The organism is Pseudomonas moorei (assembly GCF_042846945.1).
Lineage (GTDB): Bacteria > Pseudomonadota > Gammaproteobacteria > Pseudomonadales > Pseudomonadaceae > Aquipseudomonas > Aquipseudomonas moorei.
This window is the reverse complement of the sequence record NZ_AP035776.1, coordinates 970,899-997,325: the sequence shown is the minus strand read 5'-3', so window position 1 is coordinate 997,325 and position 26,427 is coordinate 970,899. Positions and strand designations below refer to the sequence as shown.

Genomic DNA, 26,427 nt, shown 5'->3' with positions numbered 1-26,427 from the left:
CAATGAGCTATCAGCACCAGTATGTCGACGGTACGCGTATTCATTTTCCGCTGGGGAAAGTGGTGTGCATCGGCCGTAACTACGCCGAACACGCCAAGGAACTGGATAATCCGATCCCGACCGAGCCATTGCTGTTCATCAAGCCGGGCAGTTGCGTGGTGTCACCGGAAGGTGGTTTCAGCATTCCGACCGACCGTGGTGCAGTGCATTACGAGGCGGAAATTGCGGTGTTGATCGGCAAGTCACTGTCGACCAAGCCAAGCCGTGAAGAAGTGCTCGACGCGATCTCCGGTTTCGCTCCGGCCCTGGACCTGACCCTGCGTGACAAGCAGGCCGAGCTGAAATCCAAGGGCCTGCCCTGGGAAATCGCCAAGTCCTTCGACGGTGCGGCGGTGATTGCTCCGTTCGTATCCGGCAGCACTTTCGCCGACCTGACCGATATCGGCATTCGCCTGACCATCAACGGCGAAGTTCGCCAGGATGGCAACAGCAGCGCGATGCTCAACCCGATCGTGCCGATGATCCAGCACATGGCCGGCTGCTTCTCGCTGCAGGCCGGTGATGTGATCCTCACTGGCACGCCAGTGGGCGTGGGTCCGTTGAATGTCGGTGATGAGATCGTTCTGGAACTGCCGGGCGCCAGCAGCTTCACCAGCAGCGTTCGCTGATCACACGCAAGACCTCGGTAGGCGCTGGCTTGCCAGCGAAGGCGGTCTTCCAGTCAACCTGTTCATTGACTGTGAGGGCCTCTTCGCCGGCAAGCCAGCCCCTGCAGAGGTGTCACTTCGCCCGCCTGGTTTTCGGCGCCTGAGCCGAGCCCAAGCGTGCTTTTACCCACCGATTGATTTTCTGGATGCATTCCCCGATGGCCACCCGACCGCTGACCACGCTGAAAACCGCCCGCCGATCGCGCTTCGCCATGCGTTGGTACTCCTGGCTTTTGCTGGTCATCGTCGCCGCCTACGGCCTTGCATTTGCCATGCATTGGGACAATCGCGGCGTGCTGTGGGTGCGAGAGCAGTTCAAGAGCCCGGCTGAGCGCCAGGCGAGTGTCTGGCTGCCGGACTATCGTGCGGTGATCGACGCCAAGCCCCTGCCGGGCATGGAAAAGGACGAAGCGTCGGACCTCGCCTACGATCCGCAGACCAAAACCCTGTTTTCGGTCATGGGGAAAAACCCGTTTCTGGTCGAGTTGACGTTGCAGGGCGATGTGTTGCGCAAAATGCCGCTGGTGGGCTGGAGCAACCCGGAAGGCGTCACGGTGCTGGGCAACGGCTTGCTGGCCATTGTCGATGAGCGCTCTCACTTGATTACCATCGTCAAGGTCGATGCCGATACCCGCGAGCTGAACATCGCCAATTTCCCGAAATACGACCTCGGCCCGTCTAAAGACCAGAACAAAGCGTTCGAAGGGGTCACCTGGGATTCGAGCAATCAGCAATTGATGCTGGGTGAAGAGCGCCCGCCAGCGTTGTTTGCCTGGAAAGGCGACGGCAAGGTCCTGACCGGTGACAAGGTCAAGCTTGCCAGTCATGCGCTGGACATGCGCAACCTTTCGGCCCTGGCCATTGATCCGCGGACCGGGCACATGCTGGTGCTGTCCGCCGATTCCCATCTGCTGCTGGAGCTGGATAAAAAGGGCGAGCAGGTCAGCTTTATTGCCCTGCTGGGTGGCTTCAATGGCCTGAAAAATACCATTCCCCGCGCTGAAGGCGTGGCCATGGATGAGGCCGGTACGCTGTACATGGTGAGTGAGCCGAACCTGTTCTACCGCTTCGAAAAGCACAAGTAATCGCGGCGACGCCGGCAGCTCTTGCGTTGTCCTTCAGGGCTGATGGCCATTAAGCTGCAATTCAGGCAGGCGTGATATTTCATCCGCCTGTTTTGATTCCGAGCCTGTCCGAATGCGTCGATTTGCCCGCCCCAAGCCTCTGATACTGATCCTGTCGGCGATTGCGCTGATCGTTCTGGTCGCAATCGGCCAATACCTGCGCCTGTTCGAGCGCGCGTGGTTCAACCTGAATACGCTTTGGCAGCCGATGGATACCCAGTCCATTGGCCTTGACCAGTATCAAGTGGTCCTGGAAGGGCAAGTCATCAAGGGGCTGGACGCCGATGTTTCGGCGTTGACCTTCGATCCGGTGCGCAAAAGCCTGTTCACCGTCACCAACAAAAACGCCGAGTTGATCGAGCTGTCCCTGGACGGCAGGATTTTGCGTCGTGTGGCATTGATCGGTTTTGGTGATGCGGAAGCGGTGGAGTTCATCAGTGCCGACACCTACGTGATTGCCGACGAAAGCCAGCAGCGCCTGATCAAGATTCACCTGGAACAGGGCACTACCTTCCTCGATGCGGTGGACGCCGAACAGATGACGCTCGGCGTGCACGCGAGCGGCAACAAGGGCTTCGAGGGGCTGGCCTACGATTCGGTGGGCAAGCGTCTGTTTGTCGCCAAGGAGCGCGACCCGATGCTGATCTACGAAGTGCACGGGTTTCCGCACTTCAATCCGGAAAAATCCTACGCGGTGCACGTCATCAACAATCCCAAGCGTGACGCCGGTTTGTTCGTGCGGGATCTGTCGAGCCTGCAATATGACGAACGCAGCGGGCACTTGATGGCGCTGTCCGACGAGTCTCGGTTGGTTCTGGAGCTGGATGTGGACGGACGACCGCTGAGCACGATGTCGTTGAGCAAGGGGCGCCAGGGGTTGCAAAAGAACGTTCCGCAAGCGGAAGGGATCGCCATGGGTGACGACGGTACGATGTACCTGGTGAGTGAGCCGAACTTGTTCTATGTCTTCAAGAGGCCGCCGCAGCCTTAACCAGCACCGTAAAGCCAATGTGGCAGCGAGCCTGCTCGCGATTTCGGTCCATCATTCAACATCTGAGTCGACTGATCAGGCCTGATCGTGAGCAGGCTCGCTGCCACAGGTTTTGTGTCTGGCTTATTCGGCGCGCAGGGTCTTCACGCCTTCACTGGTCCCGAGCAACAGCAGGTCCGCCGGACGCGCCGCGAACAGACCGTTGGTGACTACGCCGACGATCGCGTTGATTTGCTTCTCCAGCTCCACTGGGTTGGTGATCTGCATGTTGTAGACGTCGAGGATGATGTTGCCGTTGTCGGTCAGCACGCCTTCACGGTAGACCGGGTCACCGCCGAGTTTCACCAGTTCGCGGGCCACGTGGCTGCGGGCCATCGGGATCACTTCCACCGGCAGCGGGAAGGTGCCCAGTACCGGCACCAGCTTGCTGGCGTCGGCGATGCAGATGAAGGTCTTGGCCACGGCCGCGACGATTTTCTCGCGGGTCAGGGCTGCGCCGCCGCCCTTGATCAGGTGAAGGTGCTCGTCGCTTTCATCGGCGCCGTCGACGTAGAACTCCAGGTCGCTCACGGTATTGAGCTCGTACACGGGAATGCCGTGGCCCTTGAGGCGGGCGGCCGTGGCTTCGGAGCTGGCGACCGCGCCGTCGAATGCACCCTTGTGTTGGGCCAGGGCGTCGATGAAGCAGTTGGCGGTGGAACCGGTGCCGACCCCGACGATGCTCTTGTCATCGAGTTTCGGGAGGATGAAGTCGACGGCGGCCTGAGCCACTGCCTGTTTGAGTTGATCCTGGGTCATGCGGGCTCCGAGGTGCCGAAGAGGGGAACGAAAGGCCTGCATTATAGGCGTCGGGGCGGGGAAGGTCATTGCCCGATTAGTGCAGGCGCGAGCTTGCTCGCGATGGTCGCGAACGATAATGCGTAAAACCAGATACCCCGCGGTGCCTTTGGTTTTTTCGCGAGCAAGCTCGCTCCTGCAGACAGTGATCTCTTTCGGGTGACTTAAAACCACCGGTTTAGTGTGGTCGCCTGCCCAAAAGCCGGGTTAGACTCCTTGGTCCTGCCCAACCCGCTCAGTGATGCTTTCCGATGCTTGAACAGTACGTCAAAAAGATCCTCACCTCGCGCGTTTATGACGTTGCCGTAGAAACCCCATTGCAGACTGCCCGTCAGCTCTCCGAGCGGCTGGGCAACAGTATTTTGCTCAAGCGCGAAGACTTGCAGCCGGTGTTCTCGTTCAAGATTCGCGGCGCTTACAACAAGCTGACCCAATTGAGCGACGAAGAGCGCGCGCGTGGCGTGGTCACCGCTTCGGCGGGCAACCATGCGCAAGGCCTGGCCCTGGCGGCCAAGGTGTTGGGCGTGAAGGCGACCATCGTAATGCCCAAGACCACTCCCGAGATCAAGGTCGAAGGCGTGCGCTCCCGTGGTGGCAAAGTGGTGCTGCACGGCGATTCGTTCCCGGAAGCCCTGGCCTACTCGCTGAAACTGGTCGACGAAAAAGGCTACGTCTACATCCATCCTTATGACGATCCGCACACCATTGCCGGGCAGGGCACGGTGGCCATGGAGATCCTGCGCCAGCATCCCGGGCGCCTGGACGCGATTTTCGTTCCGGTGGGCGGCGGCGGGCTGATCGCCGGTATCGCGGCGTACGTCAAATACCTGCGCCCCGAAATCAAGATCATCGGCGTCGAACCGGACGACTCCAACTGCCTGCAAGTCGCCATGGCGGCAGGTGAACGGGTTGTGCTGCCGACCGTGGGCATCTTTGCCGACGGTGTCGCGGTGGCCCAGATCGGCCAGCACACCTTTGATATCTGCAAAGACCATGTCGATGAAGTGATCACCGTCAGCACCGACGAAATCTGCGCCGCGATCAAGGATATCTACGACGATACCCGCTCGATCACCGAACCTGCCGGGGCCTTGGGCGTGGCGGGGATCAAGAAGTACGTCGAGCAGCGCGGCGTCACCGGGCACACCTTCGTGGCCATCGATTCCGGGGCCAACGTCAACTTCGACCGTTTGCGCCACGTGGCCGAGCGCGCCGAACTGGGTGAGGGTCGCGAAGCCATCATCGCCGTGACCATTCCCGAGAAACCGGGCAGCTTCAAGGCGTTCTGCGAAGCCATCGGCAAGCGCCAGATCACCGAATTCAACTACCGCTACAACACCGGCAGCGAGGCGCACATCTTCGTTGGCGTGCAGACGCACCCGGAAACCGACCCGCGCAGTGCGCTGATCGCCAGTCTCGGCGAGCAGGGCTTCCCGGTGATCGACCTGACGGACAACGAACTGGCCAAGTTGCACATCCGTCACATGGTAGGCGGCCGCGCGGCCCATGTGGTCGATGAAGTGATCCTGCGCTTCGAGTTCCCGGAGCGTCCGGGGGCGTTGTTCAACTTCCTCAACAAACTCGGCGGGCGCTGGAACATTTCGATGTTCCACTACCGCAACCATGGTGCGGCGGATGGCCGTGTGGTTGCCGGCCTGCAGGTGCCTCACGATGAGCGTCACCTGGTGCCCGCAGCGCTTGAGGAAATCGGCTACCCGTACTGGGACGAAAGCGACAACCCGGCCTATCAGCTGTTTCTCGGCTGAACGGCTACGCTGATGGGCAAGCCATAAGGAACTCGAGCCATGGAAACGTTAACTGCCCTGAAAGCGGCGCACACGGTGGCAACGGTCGTGTTGCTGCTATGTGCTTTGGGTCTGGGGATCTGGGTCTGGCGGACCCGGCGAAACGGTGATGCCACGGCGGGAAGTCGCACCTTGCAGAAACCGCGGGTGTTTGTCTGGTTGTTGATGGGACTGGCGCTGCTGAGCATGCCGTTTACCGGCTGGGGGATGGTCCACTTGGTGGGCTGGCCATTGGGTCAGACCTGGCTGCTGGCGTCGAGCGTGTTGTACACCGTGGCGGCGCTGGCTTGGTTCTGGTTGCTGGTGCGCTTGAATCGGTTGCGCAAGACGCCGGGCGGTGTCGGCAAGTTCAGCGTTGCCTTGGCGCTGTTCAGCTTTGTGTGTTTTATCGCGATTGCCGGCTTGATGGGCGCCAAGCCGGTCTAACCTCGAAACCGCGCTGGCCCAATCGCTGGCAAGCCAGCTCCCACAGGGATCTTCAGTGAATACGGATTTTGTGAGCACCAGAGACACTTGTGGGAGCTGGCTTGCCAGCGATGGCGATATCAGCCGCGCAGACTGATGACCGGCCAGCCACGCTTTTTGGCTTCAGCATGAAGGTTGGGGTCCGGGTCGACGGCCACCGGGTTCGCCACCTGCTCCAGCAACGCCAGGTCATTCATCGAGTCGCTATAGAAGTAGCTGTCTTCCAGCGAATGCCCGGTTTCTTCCAGCCAACGATTCAACCGTGTCACCTTGCCTTCACGGAAGCACGGCACGTCGGTGCTGCGCCCGGTGTAGCGGCCGTCGACCATCTCGCATTCGGTAGCAATCAGGTGTTCGACACCCAGGCGCACGGCAATCGGTCCGGTGACGAAGCGATTGGTCGCGGTGATGATCACCAGCTTGTCGCCGGCTTCCCGGTGTTTGGCCAGCAGATCAATCGCCTTGGGCAGTACGATCGGCTCGATGCAATCGCGCATGTAGTCGCTGTGCCATTGATCCAGGGTGGCCATTTCGGTGCGGCCGAGGACCTCGAGGCAGAAATTCAGGTAGGCGGCGTTATCCAGCTTGCCGGCCAGGTAGTCCTGATAGAACTCGTCGTTGCGTGCCTTGTAGGCCACGGCGTCGAGGAAGCCGCGTTCACAAAGGTAATCGCCCCAGGCGTGGTCGCTGTCACCGCCCAGAAGGGTGTTGTCCAAGTCGAATAAAGCCAGCCGCATTGCAGTTACTCGCTGAAAAGTCTGTAGAAAGGTGTCCAGAATACGGACTTTTCACAAGAGTGCACATAAGGTAGGCCCGCGCGTTGCTGCCTTCACAACCTTTGTGGAACAATGCGGCGACATGCGTTTGCGAGGTTGTTGCCGTGATCGACCCCGATGGTTTCCGTCCTAATGTCGGGATCATTCTCACGAATGATGCCGGACAGGTGCTATGGGCTCGCCGTATCAATCAAGATGCCTGGCAGTTTCCCCAAGGTGGAATCAACCCCCAGGAGACGCCGGAAGACGCCTTGTACCGCGAGTTGAACGAAGAAGTGGGCCTGGAGCGCGAAGATGTTGAAATTCTCGCCTGCACCCGGGGCTGGTTGCGCTATCGTTTGCCGCAACGTCTGGTCAGGACTCACAGCCAACCGCTGTGCATCGGCCAGAAGCAGAAATGGTTTCTCCTGCGCCTGATCTCCAACGAGCAGCGGGTGCGGATGGATTTGACCGGTAAACCGGAGTTCGATGGCTGGCGCTGGGTCAGCTATTGGTATCCGTTGGGCCAGGTGGTGACATTCAAGCGCGAGGTGTATCGACGCGCTCTCAAAGAGCTTGCCCCGCGCCTTTTAGCGCGCGACTGACGACGGAGTTCGACCCCGAGCCATGCTCAATACGCTGCGCAAGATCGTCCAGGAAGTTAACTCCGCCAAGGATCTCAAGGCGGCGTTGGGGATTATTGTGTTGCGCGTCAAAGAGGCCATGGGCAGCCAGGTCTGCTCGGTCTACCTGCTTGACCCCGAGACCAACCGTTTCGTGCTGATGGCCACCGAGGGCTTGAACAAGCGCTCGATCGGCAAGGTCAGCATGGCGCCCAATGAAGGTCTGGTCGGTCTGGTCGGCACGCGTGAAGAACCCCTGAACCTCGAAAATGCCGCGGATCACCCGCGCTACCGCTACTTCGCCGAAACCGGCGAAGAACGCTACGCCTCGTTCCTCGGGGCGCCGATCATCCACCACCGTCGCGTTGTCGGCGTGTTGGTCATTCAGCAAAAAGAACGTCGCCAGTTCGATGAAGGTGAAGAAGCCTTCCTCGTGACCATGAGCGCGCAGCTCGCCGGCGTTATCGCCCACGCCGAGGCCACCGGTTCGATCCGTGGCCTGGGCCGTCAGGGCAAGGGCATCCAGGAAGCCAAGTTCGTCGGCGTACCGGGCTCACCGGGCGCGGCGGTCGGTACGGCGGTGGTCATGCTGCCTCCGGCCGATCTGGACGTGGTGCCCGACAAGACCATCATCGACATCGACGCCGAGCTGGGGCTGTTCAAGACCGCCATTGAGGGTGTGCGCGCCGATATGCGCGCATTGTCCGCCAAGCTCGCCACGCAGCTGCGTCCCGAAGAGCGCGCCCTGTTCGACGTCTACCTGATGATGCTCGACGACGCGGCGCTCGGCAGTGAAGTGACCACCGTGATCAAGACCGGTCAGTGGGCCCAGGGCGCGTTGCGTCAGGTGGTGACCGATCACGTCAACCGTTTCGAATTGATGGACGACGCCTACCTGCGTGAGCGCGCTTCGGACGTCAAGGACCTGGGCCGGCGCTTGCTCGCCTACCTGCAGGAAGAGCGTCAGCAAACCCTGGTCTACCCCGACAACACCATTCTGGTCAGCGAAGAGCTGACGCCGGCCATGCTCGGCGAGGTGCCGGAAGGCAAGCTGGCGGGGCTGGTCTCGGTACTCGGTTCGGGTAACTCCCACGTGGCGATCCTGGCGCGCGCCATGGGTATCCCGACGGTGATGGGCCTGGTCGACCTGCCGTATTCCAAGGTCGACGGCATCCAGATGATCGTCGACGGCTACCACGGCGAGGTCTACACCAACCCGAGCGACGTATTGCGCAAGCAGTTCGCCGACGTGGTCGAGGAAGAGAAACAACTGGCGCTGGGCCTCGATGCCCTGCGCGATTTGCCGTGCGTGACCGTCGATGGCCACCGCATGCCGCTGTGGGTCAACACCGGCCTGCTGGCCGATGTGGCGCGAGCGCAGAAGCGCGGTGCCGAAGGCGTTGGCCTGTACCGCACCGAAGTGCCGTTCATGATCAACCAGCGCTTCCCCAGCGAAAAGGAACAACTGGCGATCTACCGCGAGCAACTCGCTGCATTCCATCCGCAACCGGTGACCATGCGCAGCCTGGACATCGGCGGCGACAAGGCGCTGTCGTACTTCCCGATCAAGGAAGACAACCCGTTCCTCGGCTGGCGCGGCATTCGCGTGACCCTCGACCACCCGGAAATCTTCCTGGTGCAGACCCGCGCCATGCTCAAGGCCAGCGAAGGCCTGAACAATCTGCGAATCCTGCTGCCGATGATCTCCGGCACCCATGAGCTCGAAGAAGCCCTGCACCTGATTCATCGGGCCTGGGGCGAAGTACGCGACGAAGGCACCGACGTGCCGATGCCGCCCATTGGCGTGATGATCGAGATTCCGGCGGCGGTGTACCAGACCAAGGAGCTGGCGCGGCAGGTGGACTTCCTGTCAGTCGGTTCCAACGACCTGACCCAGTACCTGCTGGCCGTGGACCGTAACAACCCACGGGTGGCCGATCTCTACGATTACCTGCACCCGGCCGTGCTGCAAGCGCTGCAAAACGTGGTGCGCGATGCCCATGCCGAAGGCAAGCCGGTAAGCATCTGCGGTGAAATGGCCGGTGATCCGGCGGCGGCGGTTCTGTTGATGGCCATGGGTTTCGACAGCCTGTCGATGAACGCCACCAACTTGCCGAAAGTGAAGTGGATGCTGCGCCAGATCAACCTGAGCAAGGCCAAGGAGTTGTTGGCGGAGCTGATGACCATCGACAACCCGCAAGTGATCCACAGCTCGCTGCAACTGGCGCTGAAAAACCTCGGGTTGGCGCGGATGATCAATCCGGCTTCGGTCAAAACCCTCTAAAAAGCTGACGGCCCCATCGCGAGCAGGCTCGCTCCCACACTGGATCTGCGAACGACGCAAATTCCTTGTGGGAGCGAGCCTGCTCGCGATGAGGCCTGTCCATGCAATACAAAACTAAACCCTGATCTCTATTTCCCCCAAATGCCCGCCATAGGGCCCAAAACTCCTTTCGACCAAATGCCGCGAGCCGTCCGCGTGCACAATCAACGCCGTACTCGCCCGGGTGCCGTAACTCTGGCTGGCAATGAACACGCTCGACAGCAATGTCTCGGTGGCCAGTCCCACGCCGGTATCCGGCAACTCGGCGAATGGCGCGGTCTGCGGATCGCTCAGCAAGGTCAGTAGCGTCTCAGGTCGTGGATCATCCATTGCCGCGCTCAATGCAGCCTTGGCCTTGAGCAGCTTCGGCCACGGCGTATCCAGCCCGGCATTCGACACCCCGTAGACGCCCGGTTGCAGCATGACGGCTTCCGATTCCCGGGCATTGAAGTGCCACAGCTCATGCAGGTTGCCCACCAGCAGGTTAAAGCCGCCGTATTCCGGCGAACGTGCGACAACGTCGTCTAAATAGTCGTCAATCGGCAGTTCGCTGGTGAGAAAGCGCGCCACCAGTTCACCACGGGACCGGCGGCCGGGCGGTCGATGCGGATCGCGGATATTGGTCAGTGCGGCAAAGCGACCATTGGCGCCAATGCCGAGCCAGGTTCCACCCGCCTCCAGGTCGCGGCCGGCATGAACCTGCGGTGCTTCAGGCCATTGCGCCAGCGGCAGGCTGGGGCGGGCGTAGAACTCGTCGCGGTTGGCCGCCACGATCAATGGCTGGGCATGACCCGGGCGCCAGGCGAAAACAATCAGGCACATAAGGTTGTCCTTGTGTGTTTTTTGCTCACTCTACGCAGTCATTGCGCGGGTATCCATCGCCATCCAGTGGAGCCGAGGGCCATGCATCCGTTACCATGCCGCTCCGGTTTTGGGGTTGGGTGGTGTAGCACCATGGAATTTCTGCTCTATCTGGCGCTCGGCGCCTGTGCCGGCGTGCTGGCCGGGCTGTTTGGCGTGGGCGGCGGGATCATTATCGTCCCGGTGCTGGTGTTCAGCTTCAAGGCGCAAGGGTTTGATCCGTCGATCCTCACGCACCTGGCCGTCGGCACGTCCCTGGCGACCATCATTTTTACTTCGGTCAATGCCATTCGCGAGCATCACCGGCGTGGCGCCGTGCGCTGGCCGATTTTCGTCTGGCTGACCGTTGGCATTCTGATCGGCGCCGGTTTCGGCGCAGTGACGGCTGAGGCGATTTCCGGGCCAAACCTGCAAAAGATCATTGGTGTGTTCGCCCTGGTCATTGCCGCGCAATTGGCGCTGAACCTCAAACCCAAGGCCAGTCGAACGGTGCCGGGTAAATTCGGTCTGACCGTGGCCGGCAGCGTCATTGGCTGGGCGTCGGCGATTTTCGGGATTGGCGGCGGTTCGCTGACCGTGCCGTTCCTGACCTGGCGCAGTGTGCCGATGCAGCAAGCAGTGGCCACGTCATCGGCCTGCGGCTTGCCGATTGCGTTGTCCAGTGCATTATTTTTCATGATTCTGGGCTGGCACGATCCCTTGCTGCCGGCCCATAGTCTCGGTTTTGTTTACTTGCCGGCGCTGCTGGGCATTGCCCTGACCAGCATGTTCTTCGCCCGCATCGGCGCACGTTTGGCCCACAAGCTGTCGCCGAAGTTGCTGAAAAGACTGTTTGCCGCTTTGCTGTTCTGCGTCGGCCTGAACTTCTTGCTCTGACACAGGGCGCAATCCTGGCTTAATCCTGAGGTGGCAGCGTCGCCCGGGAATTTTTGAGATTTGAACTCTAACGAGGAGTCGCAATGCTGCCTTACCCGCAGATCGACCCGGTGGCCGTGGCCATCGGTCCGCTGAAAATCCACTGGTACGGTCTGATGTACCTGATCGGCATCGGCGGCGCCTGGCTGCTGGCGTCGCGCCGGTTGAACCGCTTCGACCCGACCTGGACCAAGGAAAAACTCTCCGACATGGTGTTCTGGATGTCGATGGGGGTGATCGTCGGCGGCCGCCTCGGCTACGTGTTGTTCTACGATCTGAGTGCGTACTTGGCCAACCCGACGCTGATTTTCGAAGTGTGGAAGGGTGGCATGTCATTCCACGGCGGCTTCATCGGAGTGATGCTGGCGGCCTTGTGGTTCGGTAAAAAGAACAACAAGTCGTTCTTCCAGCTGATGGACTTCGTCGCACCCATGGTACCGATCGGCCTTGGCGCCGGACGCATCGGCAACTTCATCAACGCCGAGCTGTGGGGCAAGCCGACCGACGTGCCGTGGGCAATGATCTTCCCGCCGTTCAGCGATCCGGCGCAGTTGCCGCGTCACCCGTCGCAGCTGTATCAGTTCGCCCTCGAAGGCGTGGCGCTGTTCCTGATCCTGTGGCTGTTCTCGCGCAAGCCGCGGCCGACCATGGCGGTCTCCGGGATGTTCGCGCTGTTCTACGGCATCTTCCGTTTCATCGTCGAATTCGTCCGCGTGCCGGACGCACAACTGGGCTATCTGGCCTGGAACTGGCTGACCATGGGTCAGTTGCTGTGCGTGCCGATGATCGTTGGCGGGCTGTTCCTGATCTGGCTGGCGTATCACCGCGCCCCGGCGACTCCAGCGGCAGCGGCATAAATTCGAACCCCGCAGCGACGGCTGCGGGTTCAAGGACACAGGTAACTCATGAAGCAATATCTCGAACTGGTCGCCCACGTCATCAAGAACGGCACCAAACAGGCCAATCGTACGGGCGTGAACACCATCAGCTTCCCCGGTGCGATGCTGCGTTATGACCTGAAGGAAGGTTTCCCGGCGATCACCACGCGCAAGATGGCCTTCAAATCTGCCATCGGCGAGATGTGTGGCTTTCTGCGGGGCGTGAACAACGCAGCAGAATTCCGCGCCCTGGGCTGCAAGGTCTGGGACCAGAACGCCAACGAAAACGCCCAGTGGCTGGCCAACCCGTTCCGTCAGGGCGAAGACGACCTCGGCGAGATCTACGGCGTGCAATGGCGCAAGTGGCCGGCGTACAAGCAGATCCCGGTCAGCAACCAGGCCGCTATCGAGCAGACCCTGAAGCAAGGCTACCGTCAGATCGCCGAAGGCGAAGAAGGCGGCCAGGCTTACGTGGTGCTGTACAAGGCCATCGACCAGGTTCGCCAATGCGTCGACACCATCATCAAGGACCCGGGCAGCCGCCGTATCCTGTTCCACGGCTGGAACGTCGCCCAGCTCGATGAAATGGCCCTGCCGCCGTGCCATCTGCTGTACCAGTTCCACCCGAATGTCGAGACCAAGGAGATTTCCCTGACCCTCTACATCCGCTCCAACGACCTGGGCCTGGGCACGCCGTTCAACCTCACCGAAGGTGCCGCGCTGCTGAGCCTGATCGGTCGCCTGACCGGCTACACGCCGCGTTGGTTCACCTATTTCATCGGTGACGCCCACGTCTACGAAAACCATCTGGACATGCTCAACGAGCAGCTCAAGCGCGAGCCGTTCCCGATGCCGAAACTGGTGATCAGTGATCGTGTGCCGGAGTTTGCCAGGACGGGTGTGTACCAGCCGGAATGGCTGGAGTTGGTCGAACCGAGCGATTTCTCGCTGGAAGGCTACGAGCACCATCCGCCGATGACGGCGCCAATGGCGGTCTGAAGCCTAACGCTACCCCCTGTAGGAGCGAGCCTGCTCGCGATGGACGTGAACGATGACGCGAATTGTCTGAAAGAATGCGTCGTCATTGAGTCCATCGTGAGCAGGCTCGCTCCTACAAGGGTAAGTGGTGTTTTCAGTGGCCGTGGCTACGGCCCACATGTGAATGCTCAACTTCCGTCGCCACCACCCCGCCACTCACTTCCAGCCGCTGCAAAATCCCGCATTGATCGATGTCCGGCCCTTCGCCACAGCGTTGGCGCAGGTCGAGCAGTTGTGCCTGTAGCGCGAGCAGCCCGTCGATCCGCGCCTTGACGTGGTGGATGTGTTCGTCGATCAACGCATTCACGCTTTCGCACTGATCCTGCGGACTGTCGCGCAACGTCAGCAGGCTGCGGATTTCTTCGAGGGTCATGTCGAGGGTGCGGCAGTTGCGGATGAAGGTCAGGCGCTCGGCGTGGGCCTGGGTGTAGACGCGGTAGTTGCCGTCGCTGCGGGCCGGTTCCGGCAGCAGGTTTTCGCGCTCGTAGTAGCGGATGGTTTCCACGGCGCAGTCGGTGAGTTTCGCCAACTCTCCAATCTTCATGACGGCAATCTCCAAATGGGTGCTTGACCCTATAGTGGCTACAGGGTCTTTACTTGGCAACAGGCACCTTCATGGACGCGACCCAATGAGCGATTCCCTTCACACCCATAAACCCGAGGCTGATCACGATCACGATCACGATCACGATCACGATCACGATCACAGCCACAAGCTGCAGCCTGTGCAGAAGCATGAACATGGCGGTCACGGCGATTCCTGCTGTTCCGCCAAAGTGGCGGCGCCGTCGTTGGTCAAATTGAGCGAAACGCCAACCGCTGGCGCGCGGCTGAGCAGTTTCCGCATTGAAGCGATGGACTGCCCGACCGAGCAAACACTGATCCAGAACAAACTCGGCAAGCTGGCGGGTGTGCAGCAGCTGGAATTCAACCTGATCAACCGGGTGCTGGGCGTGACCCACGACCTGCCAGGCACCGCACCGATCATCGAAGCCATCAAGTCCCTTGGCATGCAGGCCGAGCCGCTGGAGCAGGGCGTTGAAGCGCCAGCTCCGGCCGTCGAGAAAAAGCCCTGGTGGCCCTTGGCGCTGTCTGGCGTCGGTGCATTGCTGGCCGAAGTCATTCATTTCACCGGCGCTGCGCCGAACTGGGTGGTCGCGATCATTGCGCTCGTGTCGATCCTCAGCGGCGGGTTGGGTACTTATAAAAAGGGCTGGATCGCCCTGAAGAATCTCAACCTGAACATCAACGCACTGATGAGCATTGCAGTGACCGGTGCGATCCTGATCGGGCAGTGGCCGGAAGCGGCCATGGTGATGTTCCTGTTCACCGTGGCCGAGTTGATCGAAGCCAAATCCCTTGACCGTGCGCGCAACGCCATCGGCGGCTTGATGCAGATGGCCCCGGAGCGGGCCACGGTGCAGCAAGCCGACGGTGTTTGGGTCGAACAGGACGTCAAAACCATCGAACTCGGCGCCCGCGTACGTGTACGTCCCGGCGAGCGCATCGGCCTGGATGGCGAGGTGCTGTCCGGCACTTCGACCATCGATCAGGCACCGATCACCGGCGAAAGCTTGCCGGTGGAGAAAACCGTCGGCGATAAAGTGTTCGCCGGCACCATCAACCAGGCCGGTTCGCTGGAATACGCCGTGACGGCGGCAGCGAACCACTCGACCCTGGCACGGATCATCCACGCCGTCGAACAGGCCCAGGGCGCGCGGGCGCCGACCCAACGATTCGTTGACCGGTTTTCGAAAATCTACACCCCGGCCGTGTTCATCCTGGCCTTGGCGGTGGCGGTCATCCCGCCGTTGTTCATGGGCGCGCTGTGGTTCGACTGGATCTACCGCGCACTGGTATTGCTGGTGGTGGCCTGCCCCTGCGCGCTGGTGATTTCCACACCTGTGACCATCGTCAGCGGCCTCGCTGCGGCGGCGCGCAAAGGCATTCTGGTGAAGGGGGGCGTTTATCTGGAAGGTGGTCACAAGCTGGATTACCTGGCCCTGGACAAGACCGGCACCATCACCCATGGCAAACCGGTGCAGACCGATTACCTGGCGCTCGATCCGGTTGCTGCAACGTTGGCCCCGGCCCTTGCCGCGGCGCTGGCCGGTCGCTCGGACCACCCGGTGTCCCTGGCCATTGCCAATGCAGCTGTGGATAAACAACTTGCGCCGCTGACTGTGGATAACTTCGAGGCCCTGGCCGGGCGCGGGGTGCGCGGGGAGGTGGGCGGACAGGTCTATTACCTGGGCAACCACCGCCTGGTGGAAGAGCTGAATCTTTGCTCGCCTGAATTGGAAGAGAAGCTGTTCGCGCTGGAAAAACAGGGTAAATCCGTGGTGCTGTTACTCGATCAGACCGGCCCATTGGCGCTGTTTGCCGTGGCCGACACGGTAAAGGACTCCAGCCGTGAAGCGATCCGACAATTGCACGATCTGGGTATCAAAACCCTGATGCTGACCGGCGATAACGTCCACACCGCGCAGGCGATCGCGGCGCAGGTCGGTATCGATCAGGCCCGGGGTGACCTGCTGCCGACTGACAAACTGCAAGCCATCGAAGCGCTTTATGCACAGGGCCATCGTGTGGCAATGGTCGGCGACGGCATCAACGATGCGCCGGCACTGGCCAGGGCGGAAATCGGTTTCGCCATGGCCGCCGCGGGCACCGATACCGCCATCGAGACCGCCGATGTTGCCCTGATGGACGACGATCTGCGCAAAATCCCGGCATTCATTCGCCTGTCGCGGCAAACCTCGAGCATCCTCAAACAGAACATCGCGTTGGCATTGGTCATCAAAGCGGTCTTTCTTGGGGTAACCTTCGCCGGGCTCGCTACCATGTGGATGGCGGTGTTCGCCGACATGGGCGTGAGCCTGTTGGTGGTGTTCAACGGTTTGCGCCTGTTGCGCAAGTAGAAGAAGAGGGACGGGTGTGCTGAGTGCCGAGCTTAAGGCTTTTTACATGGTGGCCCGCCTGGGCAGCATTACCCTGGCGGCAAAAAAGCTCGGCCTGAGCCAACCGACGGTGACGACGCAGATTCGCAACCTCGAGAGTCAGTATTCGGTGGAGCTGTTCTACCGTGGCGGCCGCCGCCTCAGTGTCAGCGATGAAGGCGCGAAGCTGTTGCCGATGGTCAAGGTACTGATGCAGCAGGAAGCCGACATCGAGTTTTTCCTGCGCAACTGCGGCCAGGTCCAGGGCACATTACGCATCGCAGCCACGGCGCCGTATTACATCCTGGATCTGGTGAAGACCTTTCGTGAGCGCTTGCCCCAGGTGGAGGTGTCGGTGGAAATCGGCAACTCACAACAGGTGCTCGAAGCGCTTGAGGAGTATCGGGTCGATGTCGCGGCATCCTCGCAGTTGCTGGAAGACGCTCGGTTGATCCGCCGGGTGCTCGGCAGCGATCCATTGGTGCTGGCGGTGCATCGCAATCACCCGCTGGCAGTTCACGATCATGTGCCGCTCAGTGCACTGGCGGGGCATACCTTGCTGATGCGTGAACCGGGCTCGACCACCCGTCGGCTGACTGAAGAGCTGCTGGCTGGCGCAGGCGTGTGCTTTGGGCCGTTGCTGGAGATTGGCAGTCGTGAGTCGATCCGTGAGGCGGTGCTGCGCAACATCGGCATCAGCATCATCGCCCGCCAGGAAGTCCCCCATGATCCGCAATTGCGGGTGCTGACCATCGAGAACGCGCCGCAGATCCCCGAGTATCTGTATTGCCTCAAGGAGCGGAAAAACGCCCGGTTGCCGGCGGCATTTTTGGGCGTGGCGCAGGAAATGGCGCCGGCCTGAAATCTCTATTGCTTGTCCCGGCCTCATCGCCGGCAAGCCCGCTCCCACAGTTGACCACAATCCCCTGAGCGAGCTTGCTCGTGATGGCGGCCGATGGAACAACGCAAGACTTGAACCAAAATCCTCGAATACCACTATCGGCAGTTTTTGCCCTACTGCCACATGACGGACTCATTACAACTCTAGGATGGCTCTCATCTGCCAGATGAGGTCCGTCCATGAACAACCCGATCGCAACTGCCCTGACCAACCCGGGCGCACCCATGAAAGTGCGTGGCGTCCAGAAACGCTTTGGCGCCTTCACTGCGCTGGATAACGTTTCCCTGGACGTGGCGGCCGGTGAGCTGGTGTGTCTGCTCGGCCCGTCGGGCTGTGGCAAAACCACCTTGCTGCGCTGCATCGCCGGGCTGGAAAAGCAGGACAGCGGCGAGTTGTACCTCGGTGACCGCGACGTCTCCCACCTGGCACCCCAGGCCCGTGACTACGGCATTCTGTTTCAGTCCTACGCGCTGTTTCCCAACCTGACAGTCGAAGCGAACATTGCCTACGGCCTCGCCGGCAGTGGTCGCGATGAAATGCGCCGCCGGGTCGGTCAGATGCTGGAACTGGTCGGCCTGACCGGCAGTGAGAAAAAGTACCCAGGACAGTTGTCCGGTGGTCAGCAGCAACGGGTTGCCCTGGCTCGTGCCCTGGCACCGGCGCCTTCGCTGTTGCTGCTGGATGAGCCGATGTCGGCACTGGACGCTCGGGTCCGCGAGCATCTGTGCACGGAGCTGCGCCAGCTGCAACGCAACCTCGGCATCACCACCCTGATGGTCACCCACAATCAGGACGAGGCCATGCTGATGGCCGACCGCATTGCCGTGATGAACAATGGCAAGGTCGAGCAATACGCCACGCCACAGGAAATCTACAACCGCCCCGCCACGCCATTCGTGGCGGAGTTCGTCGGTCAGGGTAACTGGTTGCCATTCCATCGCAGCAGCGACAGTCACGCCCAGGTCGGTGGCATGAACATGCGCCTGGCCGACGGCAGTGCCAAAAGCGCTTCGGGGCGGCTGTTCTGTCGCCCTGAAGCGATCAACGTCAACCCGCCGGTGCATGAAGAAAACCTGTTCCCGGCCAAGGTTCGCGAAATCACCTTCCTCGGTAATCGCTGCCGCATGAGCTTCGAACTCGATCAGTTGCCGGGGCACGCGCTGCTGGCCGAACTGGCGCCGGAAGCCATGCCGCGTCTGGGTTCGCAGCAAATCATGGTCGCCTTGCCGCCGCGCAGCCTGCAGGTGTTTGCCTGATGAGCGCCAATATCGCGCTGCCGCTGCCACACAAGCAGGTGCGGCAGACCTCCCGTGCCGAGATCGGCGATCGGTTGTTCGTGGTCGGCGGCAAAGTCCTTCTGCTGGTGTTGCTGGGCGTCGCGGTGTTGATGCCGTTGTTGGCGATTTTCTGGCGCGGGTTCAGTTCTGAAGCCGGGCAGGGCGGAGGCTGGATCGCCGCCAGGGAATTGGTGACCAGCGACAATTTCCACTGGTTGCTGGGCAATAGCCTGAAAGTTTCCCTCAGCGTCGCGGCCATCGTCGTACCGCTGGCCTACCTGTTTGCCTACGCCTTGCAGCGCACCTTGATCCCGGCCAAAGGCATCTGGCGCGGCATTTCCCTGCTGCCCTTGATGGCGCCATCGATGCTGCCGGGGATCGCGCTGGTTTACCTGTTCGGCAACCAGGGCCTGTTGCGTGGCCTGCTCTCGGACAACATCTATGGCTTCTGGGGCATTGTGCTGGGTGAAGTGATCTACACCTTCCCGCACGCCCTGATGATTCTGCTGTCGGCCTTGTCCCTGGCGGATGCGCGGCTGTTCGATGCCGCCTCCAGCATGGGTGCCAGTCCGGCGAAAGCCTTTCGCAGCATCACCTGGCCGGCGACGCGTCAGGCGGTGTTCGCCGCGTTCTGCCTGGTGTTCACCCTGACCATCACCGACTTCGGCGTGCCCGTGGTGGTCGGTGGCGACTATCAAGTGCTGGCGCTGGAAGCCTACAAGGCCGTCGTCGGCCAGCAACAGTTCGGACGCGGCGCCTTGATCGGCATGGTGTTGCTGCTGCCTGCGCTGTTCAGCTTCGGTGTCGATGCCTGGTTGCGCCGTCGCCACGGCGACTCCATGAGCGGGCGGGCCCAGGTGTTCAAGCCGGCGCCATCGAAGCGGCGCGACGGTTGCTACCTGGCCATCGTCCTGCTGATCAGCGCCGCGCTGTTGCTGGTGTTCGGCATGGCGGTGTTCTCCTCGCTGGTGAAGTTCTGGCCGTACAACCTGTCGCTGTCGCTCAATCACTACCAGTTCAACGAAACCGCCGGCGGTGGCTGGCTGGCCTACGGCAACAGCCTGAAGATGGCCCTGGGCACAGCGTTGATCGGCAGCCTGCTGATCTTCACCGGTGCCTACCTGATGGAAAAAACCAAGGGACAGCGCGGCCTGAACCTGACCCTGCGCATGCTCAGTTTCGTGCCGATGGCCGTGCCGGGCCTGGTGCTGGGGTTGGGGTACGTCTTCTTCTTCAACCTCACCGGCAACCCGCTGCATGTGCTCTACGGGACCATGACCCTGCTGATCGTGTGCACCATCGCGCACTACCTGACCACCGCGCAAATGACCGCCACCACCGCGTTGCGCCAACTCGACGCCGAGTTCGAAGCCGCCGCGTTATCGCTCAAGGCGCCGCTGTACCGGCACTACCTGCGCGTCACCGTGCCGATCTGCCTGCCGGCGCTGCTGGACATCGTGCGCTACTTGTTCGTCTCGGCCATGACCACCGTTTCGGCGGCGATCTTCCTCTACAGCCCCGACACCATCCTCGCGGCGGTGGCGGTGCTGAACATGGACGACGCCGGCAATGTCGGCGGCGCGGCGGCCATGTCGACCCTGATTCTGTTCACCTCGGCGGGCGTGTCCCTGCTGCTGGCCTGGGCTTCGCGCGGCTTGCTGCGCCGCTCCCAGGCCTGGCGGCAGACCGCGCCTGGTCACTGAATCCTTCTCCTCAAACCGAAAGCACCCACTCAACTCAACAACAGGAAAAGATCATGTTCAAGCCTATGGCCCTGGCCGCTGCTGTCCTCACCGCTTTCAGCCTGAACGCCTATGCGGCGAAAACCGAGTTGACGGTGTACACCGCCCTCGAAGCCGAACAGCTGACGGCCTACAAGGCCGCGTTCGAAAAGACCAACCCGGACGTTGAAATCAAGTGGGTGCGTGATTCCACCGGAATCATCACCGCCAAACTGCTGGCCGAAAAAGCCCGCCCACAAGCTGACGCGGTCTGGGGGCTGGCTGCTTCGAGCCTGGCGATCCTCGACCAGCAAGGCATGTTGCAAAGCTACGCGCCAAAGGACCTGGGCAAGATCGGCGGCAACTACCGCGACGCCGCCAACCCGCCAGCCTGGGTCGGCATGGATGTCTGGGCCGCGACCATTTGCTTCAACACCGTCGAAGCCGAGAAGCAGGGCCTGAGCAAGCCAGTAAGCTGGCAGGACCTGACCAAGCCTGAGTACAAAGGCAAGATCGTCATGCCGAACCCGGCTTCGTCCGGCACTGGTTTCCTCGACGTCAGCGCCTGGCTGCAGACCTTCGGCGAGAAGCAGGGCTGGGCTTACATGGACGCCCTGCACCAGAACATCGGTCAGTACGTCCACTCCGGTTCCAAGCCTTGCAAACTGGCGGCAGCCGGTGAATTCCCGATCGGTATTTCCTTTGAATACCCGGCCGTACAGCTCAAGCGCCAGGGCGCGCCGCTGGACATCATCCTGCCGAAAGAAGGCCTGGGCTGGGAAATCGAAGCCACCGCCGTGATCAAGGGCACGCCACACGAAGACGCGGCGAAGAAACTCGCGGACTTCTCGGCTAGCCCAGAGGCCATGGAACTCTACAAAGAGAACTTCGCCGTCCTCGCACAACCTGGCATCGCCAAGCCGCAGACTGAACTGCCAGCGGATTACGAGCAGCGCCTGATCAAGAACGACTTTGCCTGGGCTTCGAAGAACCGCGACGAGATCCTGACCGAATGGCGCAAGCGCTATGACGGTAAGTCCGAGAAAGTTGTAGCCAAGTAATTTTCATCGGCTGACAGGGCCTCTTCGCGAGCAGGCTCGCTCCCACATTGGAATGCGCTCTCCTGTGGGAGCGAGCCTGCTCGCGAAAGCGGTCTCGAATTTAAGGCATCTCTTAATGACACAACACAACGACATGCTGATCGTCGGCGCTGGCATCCTGGGTTTGTCCCACGCTTATGCCGCGGCCAAACGCGGTCTCAAGGTCACGGTTTTCGAACGCAGCGAAACGCCCGTCGGTGCTTCGGTGCGCAACTTCGGCCAGGCGTTGGTCACCGGCCAGCCGCCGGGTCCGATGCTGGAGCTGGCCCGCGCCAGTCGCGGCATCTGGGGCGACTGGGCGCAACTCGCCGGCGTGCAACTCAAGCGCAATGGCTCGTACCTGTTCGCCCGCACCGAGGCCGAAGAACAGTTGCTTGAAGCCTTCTGCGAGGGTCGCGCCGTTGAACACGGCTACCGCGTCGACTTGCTGCGCGGCGCTGCATTGCGCGATTTGTACGACGGCCAATTTCGCCATCATCGCGCCGCTTTGCACGGCATGGACGACCAGCAGCTGTATTCGCGTGAAGCGATTCCGGCGCTGATCGATTTCCTGCGCCGCGACCTGGGCGTCGAGTTCCACTTTTCCACGCTGGTGCGCGATATCGAACCGGGCCGCTTGAACAGCACGGCCGGTAGTTTCAGCGCCGGGCAGATCATTGTCTGTTCCGGCCACGATTATCAGACCTTGCTGGCCGAGCAGATCGCCGAACTCGATCCGCAAATCTGCCGCCTGCAAATGCTCCGCGCCCGACCGCAGATCAACCTGAACCTGCAACACGCCTTGCTCACCGGTTTGAGTTGCGTGCATTACGGCGCCTTCGCCGACCTGCCGGAAGCGGCGGCGGTGCAGGCTGAAATTCTGCGGCACGCGCCGCATCTGCACGAAAACGGCATTCACCTGCTGATCAGTCCGACGCCCTATGGCGAACTGATCATCGGTGACTCCCACCATTACGGCCGCGATCCATCGCCCTTCAATGCCGAGCAGGTCGACGACTGGATGATCGAGCTGGCTGAGCAGACGCTGGGCTGCAAGGTGCAAGTGGTTGAACGCTGGCAGGGTGTCTATGGTTCACGGGGGCCGGGGCCGTTTTCGTTCCTGCGTCCGGCTGAAGGTCTGAGTGTGGCGTTGATGCACACCGGCGTCGGCATGAGCGTCGGGCCGGCGATGGCCGAGCGCAATGTGGCTACTGTTTTGGGAGAAATCTGATGGCGCGTCATGAGCAAGTCATCGCCGAAGTGTTCGGGTTATACGAGCGCTTTGGCGACAGCGATTACATCGGCGAGCCGGTGTCGCAGATCGAGCACATGTCCCAGGCCGCCGAACTGGCCATGGCTGAAGGCTTCGACGATGAAGTGGTGTTGGCGGCATTTTTCCACGATATCGGGCATATCTGCAGCGAAGGCGCGGAGAACATGGGCGGTTTCGGTGTGGTCAGTCATGAGCGGTTGGGCGCCGACTACCTGCGCCGCGTCGGCTTCAGCGAACGCATGGCGCGCTTGGTGGAGTATCACGTTCAGGCCAAGCGTTATCTGACGCTTCGGGAGCCGGGGTACTACGAACGCTTGAGTGAGGCCAGTCGCCGGACCCTGGAATATCAGGGCGGGGTGATGACGCAGACCGAGGCCGAGGCGTTCGAAAAAGACCCGTTGTGCGCGGTCAGTTTGCGCATGCGCCAATGGGATGAACAGGCCAAAGAGATGCATGTGCCGGTCATTGATCTGGCGGTATTGAAGGACAAGGCATTGCGGCTGTTGGCGGCGTAAACCGCTGGCACCGAGTCGCGGCCATCGCGAGCAGGCTCGCGAAGAGGCCGGTCAGGCCACTAGAGCTGCTGCGCCAAGACTTCGATCTGCTCCTGCCGCTCCGCCTGATTCAACTTCGCATGGGGATTGAGCGACGACCACTGCGGGTACGCCCGCGCCTTGTTCAAGGCTTCCGGCAGTTTGCCTTCGCGCCAGGTCTTGTCCTGGGGCGTGGCCACTTGAATGCTGTCCATCGCCGCGTGTCCTCGCGCGTCGAGCACTTGCAGCAGCTGTCGTTGGCGCAGCGCCAGTAACCGCAGCACACTGTCATCGACAGTCAGTTCGCGCTGGCCTTTGATCTTGCCGAGCAACCGGCTGCCGTAACTGCGCGCGGTTTGCAGGGCGCCACCCGCGATGGCTCCGGCCAGTGCCGCTGCGCCAAGGGTCAGGCCGCCGACCAGCAAGTCGACCCCGGCCCCGGCGGCCGCACCGGCCGCAATTCCACCACCAACCCGCACGCCCAGTTGCTTGAGGGTCTCGGGGTTGAACAGGTCATCGCCCCAGCGGCCATCGAGCAGCGGCAGATCACTGGCCGCCGCATCCTGCTGGCGGAAAGCGTAGAGCTTGAGCAAGGCTTCGACGCAGCGCTGTTCCCGTTGACGCACGGCCTTGCGCAATTCGCCGATGGCCTGTTGTTCCTGCTCGGCATCACTGGCCACGCTGCGCCGGCAGGCGGCGCAGTCGATCAATAACTCGGCGATCAAACGCACCGCACTCTGCTGACGTGCCCGGCGCTGAGCCTGTTGATCGGCAATCAAACGCTCCAGCTGCGGGCGGGCATGTTCGAGCAACAGCGCGAGGCTTTCATAGAGTCGGCGTTCGCCATCCTCGGGCGGTGCAACGCTGTCGAAACGCACCAGCGCATGCAGGCCGAGGCGCGCCAGGGCTTCGCGCCAGGCCGGTTCGCGGTGGTTGGCGCTGCTGACAAAATTCAGCACCGGCAGCAGCGGTTTGCCACAACCGGCCAGCACTTCCAGTTCGTCGCGGTACTTGGCCAGCACCGGCTCGCGGGCATCGATCACATAGAGGCCGGCGTCGCAGGCCAGCAATTGCCGCAGCACCTTGGCTTCCTGTTCGAAACGCTGTCGTGCTTCGCTGCCCTCGAGGAAGCGAGCCAGCCGGGCAGGGCCATCGAGGCGTTCGCCGGGGCGCTCCAGGCGTTCGAGGTAATCGAGCAGGGCGATGGCGTCTTCCAGGCCGGGGGTGTCGTAGAGATCGAGCAAGGGCTCGCCCTCCACCGACAAGCGCGCGCCTTCGACGTGTCGCGTGGTGCTGGGGCGATGGGACACTTCACCAAAGCCGACGTCACGGGTCAGGGTGCGCAGCAACGAGGTCTTGCCGACATTGGTGTGGCCGACAACGGCGAGCTTCAGCGGTTTAGTCATGACCCGTCTCCAGCCAACTGAGCGGTGCGCAATCGGCAAACGGCAGCTCCAGTTGTTGCAACGCTACGTGCCAGTCGCCAAGGCGCTCGGCGTCCAGCGCCTCACCGGGCGGTGCTTGCAACAACCAGACGCGGGTGGCGCTGGCGCTGCGGGCCAATTCGGCGATCAGCGCAAGACTGCCGCGATCCGGCGAGCGCCGTGGATCGCAGGCGATGGCCAGGCGCGCTGGCGGGAAACGGCTGAGTTGTTCGAGGAGTTTGTGCCGCGACTCGCGACTGTCGAGGACGCCGGCATTACTCACATTCTTCGGCAGTGGCGGCGGCCACGGACGCTGGTCGTCCAGTTCGATGGCCACCAACAGCGCGCCATCGCTTTGCTGGTCGCTGACACCGCTTTCGACCCGATGCAGTTGCTCGGGCGCGGCGTCGCTGATGCCCAAACGTTCGCTGGTCGGCATCAAGCGTTCGCGCAATTGCGCATAGCCGGGCAGATTCAAATCCAGGTGCAAGGAGGCCTGGCCGGTTTTCCAGCGCCACAGACAAAAAGCGGCGAGCAGCAGGCGCGGGACAACGCCGCAGACCAGTAGCACGCCCACCAGCCAGGTGGCCCAGGCCTGGCGGGCGCTTTCGATGTTCAGTGCGGCATCGCCACTGGCGCGGATCATTTCCACGGTCGGCACGTTGAACCCGAGCAAGGACGGCAACGCACCGAGGGCCTGTGTCACGGTGATGAAGGTATCGGCGCTGAGAATGGTGGTCTCCCAGACAAAGCCATAGCGCCGGGTCGCCAGCAGCGTCAGCAGAATCGCCAGCGCGCTGAGCATCGCCAGCAACCACAAGCTGTTGACCAGGATGCCGATGGCCCAGCGATTGAGTTTGTGTCGTTGCAACATCAGGATCAGGGCCGGTGCCAGTTGCGCGGCTTTGGCGTCGCGGGCGAGCTTTTCGCTGAGCCACAGCCACAAACGCCCGAGGCTGGCGCCATGTTCGCCGGCAAACACCAGGCCCAATGTCCAGCTCAACAGCAGGATCAGGTTCAGTCCGAGCAAACTGCCCAAGGCCCAGAACACATTGACCGGCATCTGGCCGTCCCCCAGGGCGGCAAACGCCAGTCCGGCACCACTGACCACGGCCAGCACGGCCAATACCAGCAGCGCCAGCCGCGCACCTTGCAGCCAGTGTTTGAGGGCGTCGCTCAGGCCATCGCGCTCGGCCAGCCACAAAGCGCGGCGTTGAATGCGTGTCGGCAAATCACCGCCGGCATTGCGGGCGAGGCGATTGGCTTCCAGATCCTCCAGAGGGCCGGCGTGCTCTTCGCGCAGGCGGATGGTTTCTGTCAGCCAGAGGTTGTTCAGTTCAGTCACGCGGCATCCCGTCGCTTGGATTGAGTCGTGAGCATAACCGCTGTGGCACTTGTCGGGGGGCTACGTTGCGAGAAGCCGAGCCTCTGGTATCCTCGCCGGCATGACTAAATCACTCCCCCTCAGCCTGATCGCAGCCCTCGGTGAAAACCGTGTGATCGGCATCGACAACAGCATGCCCTGGCACTTGCCAGGGGACTTCAAATACTTCAAGGCCACCACTCTGGGCAAGCCGATCATCATGGGGCGCAAGACCTGGGATTCCCTCGGTCGTCCGTTGCCGGGCCGCTTGAACATCGTGGTCAGTCGTCAGGCCGATCTGGTGCTGGAAGGCGCGGAGGTTTATCCGTCGCTGGAGGCTGCGGTGATTCGCGCAGAAGCATGGGCGAACGAACAAGGTGTCGATGAGCTGATGCTGATTGGCGGCGCGCAGTTGTATGCGCAAGGGTTGGCGCAAGCTGATCGCTTGTACCTGACGCGTGTGGCGTTGAGCCCGGAAGGGGATGCGTGGTTTCCGGAGTTTGATTTGGGCCAGTGGAAGCTGGTGTCGAATGTGCCAAACCCGGCCGAAGGCGACAAACCGGCGTACAGCTTCGAAGTCTGGGAAAAAGCCTAA

24 protein-coding genes are annotated in these 26,427 nt (G+C 61.7%); 18 read left to right on the top strand and 6 right to left on the bottom strand.

The genetic code is table 11. The features are described from left to right. Positions 1-2: 2 nt before the first annotated feature. The 3 genes from ACGJAX_RS04755 to ACGJAX_RS04745 all read left to right on the top strand — a co-directional run bounded on the left by ACGJAX_RS04755 (position 3) and on the right by ACGJAX_RS04745 (position 2,822). A complete protein-coding gene (locus ACGJAX_RS04755) occupies positions 3-668 on the top strand; it encodes a fumarylacetoacetate hydrolase family protein (RefSeq protein WP_090326292.1) in 666 nt (221 codons plus the stop codon). Positions 669-865: 197 nt separating this feature from the next. Then, on the top strand, positions 866-1,792 hold the full coding sequence (locus tag ACGJAX_RS04750; RefSeq protein ID WP_390957611.1) for an SdiA-regulated domain-containing protein: 927 nt from the start codon (positions 866-868) through the stop codon (positions 1,790-1,792). Between the two features lie 112 nt (positions 1,793-1,904). Then, complete coding sequence (locus ACGJAX_RS04745; RefSeq protein ID WP_390957609.1) at positions 1,905-2,822, top strand: SdiA-regulated domain-containing protein; 918 nt, start codon at positions 1,905-1,907, stop codon at positions 2,820-2,822. A 123-nt stretch (positions 2,823-2,945) separates the two neighbouring features. Here the strand turns inward: ACGJAX_RS04745 and rpiA are convergent, their stop codons facing one another. Continuing rightward, positions 2,946-3,620, bottom strand: a complete 675-nt coding sequence (gene rpiA / locus ACGJAX_RS04740; RefSeq protein ID WP_090326285.1) for a ribose-5-phosphate isomerase RpiA — start codon at positions 3,618-3,620, stop codon at positions 2,946-2,948. 290 nt (positions 3,621-3,910) lie between these two features. Between rpiA and ilvA the strand changes: the two genes are divergently transcribed. Then, on the top strand, positions 3,911-5,425 hold the full coding sequence (gene ilvA / locus ACGJAX_RS04735) for a threonine ammonia-lyase, biosynthetic (protein ID WP_390957607.1): 1,515 nt from the start codon (positions 3,911-3,913) through the stop codon (positions 5,423-5,425). Between the two features lie 39 nt (positions 5,426-5,464). After that, a complete protein-coding gene (locus ACGJAX_RS04730) occupies positions 5,465-5,890 on the top strand; it encodes a DUF2269 family protein (protein WP_390957605.1) in 426 nt (141 codons plus the stop codon). 119 nt (positions 5,891-6,009) lie between these two features. On the opposite strand, the gene ACGJAX_RS04725 is transcribed toward ACGJAX_RS04730, so the two are convergent. Next, positions 6,010-6,666: an HAD family phosphatase gene (locus tag ACGJAX_RS04725; protein ID WP_090326278.1), complete on the bottom strand. Its 657-nt coding sequence runs from the start codon at positions 6,664-6,666 to the stop codon at positions 6,010-6,012. Between the two features lie 143 nt (positions 6,667-6,809). Here ACGJAX_RS04725 and ACGJAX_RS04720 point away from each other — a divergent pair, with 143 nt between their 5' ends. Beyond that, on the top strand, positions 6,810-7,289 hold the full coding sequence (locus ACGJAX_RS04720) for an RNA pyrophosphohydrolase (RefSeq protein WP_007897732.1): 480 nt from the start codon (positions 6,810-6,812) through the stop codon (positions 7,287-7,289). A gap of 22 nt (positions 7,290-7,311) precedes the next feature. Further along, on the top strand, positions 7,312-9,591 hold the full coding sequence (gene ptsP / locus ACGJAX_RS04715) for a phosphoenolpyruvate--protein phosphotransferase (RefSeq protein ID WP_090326277.1): 2,280 nt from the start codon (positions 7,312-7,314) through the stop codon (positions 9,589-9,591). A gap of 114 nt (positions 9,592-9,705) precedes the next feature. Here ptsP and ACGJAX_RS04710 read toward each other — a convergent pair whose 3' ends face one another. Continuing rightward, positions 9,706-10,452 (bottom strand): NRDE family protein, encoded by a 747-nt coding sequence (locus ACGJAX_RS04710; RefSeq protein ID WP_390957603.1) that lies wholly within the window; start codon positions 10,450-10,452, stop codon positions 9,706-9,708. A gap of 132 nt (positions 10,453-10,584) precedes the next feature. On the opposite strand from ACGJAX_RS04710, the gene ACGJAX_RS04705 reads away from it, so the two are divergent. From ACGJAX_RS04705 to ACGJAX_RS04695, 3 genes are all read left to right on the top strand, one after another. After that, positions 10,585-11,367 (top strand): sulfite exporter TauE/SafE family protein, encoded by a 783-nt coding sequence (locus ACGJAX_RS04705; RefSeq protein ID WP_090326273.1) that lies wholly within the window; start codon positions 10,585-10,587, stop codon positions 11,365-11,367. Between the two features lie 83 nt (positions 11,368-11,450). Then, positions 11,451-12,263 (top strand): prolipoprotein diacylglyceryl transferase, encoded by an 813-nt coding sequence (lgt, locus tag ACGJAX_RS04700; protein ID WP_090326270.1) that lies wholly within the window; start codon positions 11,451-11,453, stop codon positions 12,261-12,263. Positions 12,264-12,311: 48 nt separating this feature from the next. After that, positions 12,312-13,283, top strand: coding sequence for a thymidylate synthase (locus tag ACGJAX_RS04695; RefSeq protein WP_248914491.1), 972 nt, complete (start codon positions 12,312-12,314; stop codon positions 13,281-13,283). A 133-nt stretch (positions 13,284-13,416) separates the two neighbouring features. Here ACGJAX_RS04695 and cadR read toward each other — a convergent pair whose 3' ends face one another. Next, a complete protein-coding gene (gene cadR / locus ACGJAX_RS04690) occupies positions 13,417-13,866 on the bottom strand; it encodes a Cd(II)/Pb(II)-responsive transcriptional regulator (protein WP_390957600.1) in 450 nt (149 codons plus the stop codon). Positions 13,867-13,951: 85 nt separating this feature from the next. Here cadR and ACGJAX_RS04685 point away from each other — a divergent pair, with 85 nt between their 5' ends. The 7 genes from ACGJAX_RS04685 to ACGJAX_RS04655 all read left to right on the top strand — a co-directional run bounded on the left by ACGJAX_RS04685 (position 13,952) and on the right by ACGJAX_RS04655 (position 23,027). Further along, complete coding sequence (locus tag ACGJAX_RS04685; RefSeq protein WP_390957598.1) at positions 13,952-16,243, top strand: heavy metal translocating P-type ATPase; 2,292 nt, start codon at positions 13,952-13,954, stop codon at positions 16,241-16,243. Between the two features lie 16 nt (positions 16,244-16,259). Next, positions 16,260-17,123 carry a LysR substrate-binding domain-containing protein gene (locus ACGJAX_RS04680; RefSeq protein WP_390957596.1) on the top strand — a complete coding sequence of 288 codons (864 nt, stop codon included), beginning with the start codon at positions 16,260-16,262 and terminating at the stop codon, positions 17,121-17,123. A 218-nt stretch (positions 17,124-17,341) separates the two neighbouring features. Beyond that, the gene (locus ACGJAX_RS04675) at positions 17,342-18,418 is read left to right on the top strand and encodes a putative 2-aminoethylphosphonate ABC transporter ATP-binding protein (protein ID WP_090326194.1); all 1,077 of its coding nucleotides are present in this window, start codon (positions 17,342-17,344) and stop codon (positions 18,416-18,418) included. After that, positions 18,418-20,142 (top strand): putative 2-aminoethylphosphonate ABC transporter permease subunit, encoded by a 1,725-nt coding sequence (locus ACGJAX_RS04670; protein ID WP_390957594.1) that lies wholly within the window; start codon positions 18,418-18,420, stop codon positions 20,140-20,142. Before ACGJAX_RS04675 ends, ACGJAX_RS04670 begins: the two co-directional genes overlap by 1 nt. A gap of 53 nt (positions 20,143-20,195) precedes the next feature. Next, positions 20,196-21,221, top strand: coding sequence for a putative 2-aminoethylphosphonate ABC transporter substrate-binding protein (locus tag ACGJAX_RS04665; RefSeq protein WP_090326187.1), 1,026 nt, complete (start codon positions 20,196-20,198; stop codon positions 21,219-21,221). A gap of 115 nt (positions 21,222-21,336) precedes the next feature. Then, positions 21,337-22,470 carry a TIGR03364 family FAD-dependent oxidoreductase gene (locus ACGJAX_RS04660; RefSeq protein WP_390957592.1) on the top strand — a complete coding sequence of 378 codons (1,134 nt, stop codon included), beginning with the start codon at positions 21,337-21,339 and terminating at the stop codon, positions 22,468-22,470. Continuing rightward, complete coding sequence (locus tag ACGJAX_RS04655) at positions 22,470-23,027, top strand: phosphonate degradation HD-domain oxygenase (RefSeq protein WP_090326182.1); 558 nt, start codon at positions 22,470-22,472, stop codon at positions 23,025-23,027. Before ACGJAX_RS04660 ends, ACGJAX_RS04655 begins: the two co-directional genes overlap by 1 nt. Positions 23,028-23,086: 59 nt before the next feature. On the opposite strand, the gene ACGJAX_RS04650 is transcribed toward ACGJAX_RS04655, so the two are convergent. Together ACGJAX_RS04650 and ACGJAX_RS04645 are read right to left on the bottom strand one after the other, a co-directional pair. Continuing rightward, positions 23,087-24,451: a DUF3482 domain-containing protein gene (locus ACGJAX_RS04650; RefSeq protein ID WP_390957590.1), complete on the bottom strand. Its 1,365-nt coding sequence runs from the start codon at positions 24,449-24,451 to the stop codon at positions 23,087-23,089. Further along, on the bottom strand, positions 24,444-25,814 hold the full coding sequence (locus tag ACGJAX_RS04645; protein ID WP_390957588.1) for a DUF2868 domain-containing protein: 1,371 nt from the start codon (positions 25,812-25,814) through the stop codon (positions 24,444-24,446). The genes ACGJAX_RS04650 and ACGJAX_RS04645 overlap by 8 nt, the downstream gene beginning before the upstream one ends. A gap of 100 nt (positions 25,815-25,914) precedes the next feature. Here ACGJAX_RS04645 and ACGJAX_RS04640 point away from each other — a divergent pair, with 100 nt between their 5' ends. Next, a complete protein-coding gene (locus ACGJAX_RS04640; RefSeq protein ID WP_247254430.1) occupies positions 25,915-26,427 on the top strand; it encodes a dihydrofolate reductase in 513 nt (170 codons plus the stop codon).

What these genes read in the sequence shown, in the direction of transcription:
- ACGJAX_RS04755 (WP_090326292.1), top strand. Translation starts at nt 3, where the DNA reads ATGAGCTATCAGCACCAGTATGTCGACGGTACGCGTATTCATTTTCCG.
- ACGJAX_RS04750 (WP_390957611.1), top strand. Translation starts at nt 866, where the DNA reads ATGGCCACCCGACCGCTGACCACGCTGAAAACCGCCCGCCGATCGCGC.
- ACGJAX_RS04745 (WP_390957609.1), top strand. Translation starts at nt 1,905, where the DNA reads ATGCGTCGATTTGCCCGCCCCAAGCCTCTGATACTGATCCTGTCGGCG.
- rpiA (WP_090326285.1), bottom strand. Translation starts at nt 3,620, where the DNA reads ATGACCCAGGATCAACTCAAACAGGCAGTGGCTCAGGCCGCCGTCGAC.
- ilvA (WP_390957607.1), top strand. Translation starts at nt 3,911, where the DNA reads ATGCTTGAACAGTACGTCAAAAAGATCCTCACCTCGCGCGTTTATGAC.
- ACGJAX_RS04730 (WP_390957605.1), top strand. Translation starts at nt 5,465, where the DNA reads ATGGAAACGTTAACTGCCCTGAAAGCGGCGCACACGGTGGCAACGGTC.
- ACGJAX_RS04725 (WP_090326278.1), bottom strand. Translation starts at nt 6,666, where the DNA reads ATGCGGCTGGCTTTATTCGACTTGGACAACACCCTTCTGGGCGGTGAC.
- ptsP (WP_090326277.1), top strand. Translation starts at nt 7,312, where the DNA reads ATGCTCAATACGCTGCGCAAGATCGTCCAGGAAGTTAACTCCGCCAAG.
- ACGJAX_RS04710 (WP_390957603.1), bottom strand. Translation starts at nt 10,452, where the DNA reads ATGTGCCTGATTGTTTTCGCCTGGCGCCCGGGTCATGCCCAGCCATTG.
- ACGJAX_RS04705 (WP_090326273.1), top strand. Translation starts at nt 10,585, where the DNA reads ATGGAATTTCTGCTCTATCTGGCGCTCGGCGCCTGTGCCGGCGTGCTG.
- lgt (WP_090326270.1), top strand. Translation starts at nt 11,451, where the DNA reads ATGCTGCCTTACCCGCAGATCGACCCGGTGGCCGTGGCCATCGGTCCG.
- ACGJAX_RS04695 (WP_248914491.1), top strand. Translation starts at nt 12,312, where the DNA reads ATGAAGCAATATCTCGAACTGGTCGCCCACGTCATCAAGAACGGCACC.
- cadR (WP_390957600.1), bottom strand. Translation starts at nt 13,866, where the DNA reads ATGAAGATTGGAGAGTTGGCGAAACTCACCGACTGCGCCGTGGAAACC.
- ACGJAX_RS04685 (WP_390957598.1), top strand. Translation starts at nt 13,952, where the DNA reads ATGAGCGATTCCCTTCACACCCATAAACCCGAGGCTGATCACGATCAC.
- ACGJAX_RS04675 (WP_090326194.1), top strand. Translation starts at nt 17,342, where the DNA reads ATGAACAACCCGATCGCAACTGCCCTGACCAACCCGGGCGCACCCATG.
- ACGJAX_RS04670 (WP_390957594.1), top strand. Translation starts at nt 18,418, where the DNA reads ATGAGCGCCAATATCGCGCTGCCGCTGCCACACAAGCAGGTGCGGCAG.
- ACGJAX_RS04665 (WP_090326187.1), top strand. Translation starts at nt 20,196, where the DNA reads ATGTTCAAGCCTATGGCCCTGGCCGCTGCTGTCCTCACCGCTTTCAGC.
- ACGJAX_RS04660 (WP_390957592.1), top strand. Translation starts at nt 21,337, where the DNA reads ATGACACAACACAACGACATGCTGATCGTCGGCGCTGGCATCCTGGGT.
- ACGJAX_RS04655 (WP_090326182.1), top strand. Translation starts at nt 22,470, where the DNA reads ATGGCGCGTCATGAGCAAGTCATCGCCGAAGTGTTCGGGTTATACGAG.
- ACGJAX_RS04650 (WP_390957590.1), bottom strand. Translation starts at nt 24,451, where the DNA reads ATGACTAAACCGCTGAAGCTCGCCGTTGTCGGCCACACCAATGTCGGC.
- ACGJAX_RS04640 (WP_247254430.1), top strand. Translation starts at nt 25,915, where the DNA reads ATGACTAAATCACTCCCCCTCAGCCTGATCGCAGCCCTCGGTGAAAAC.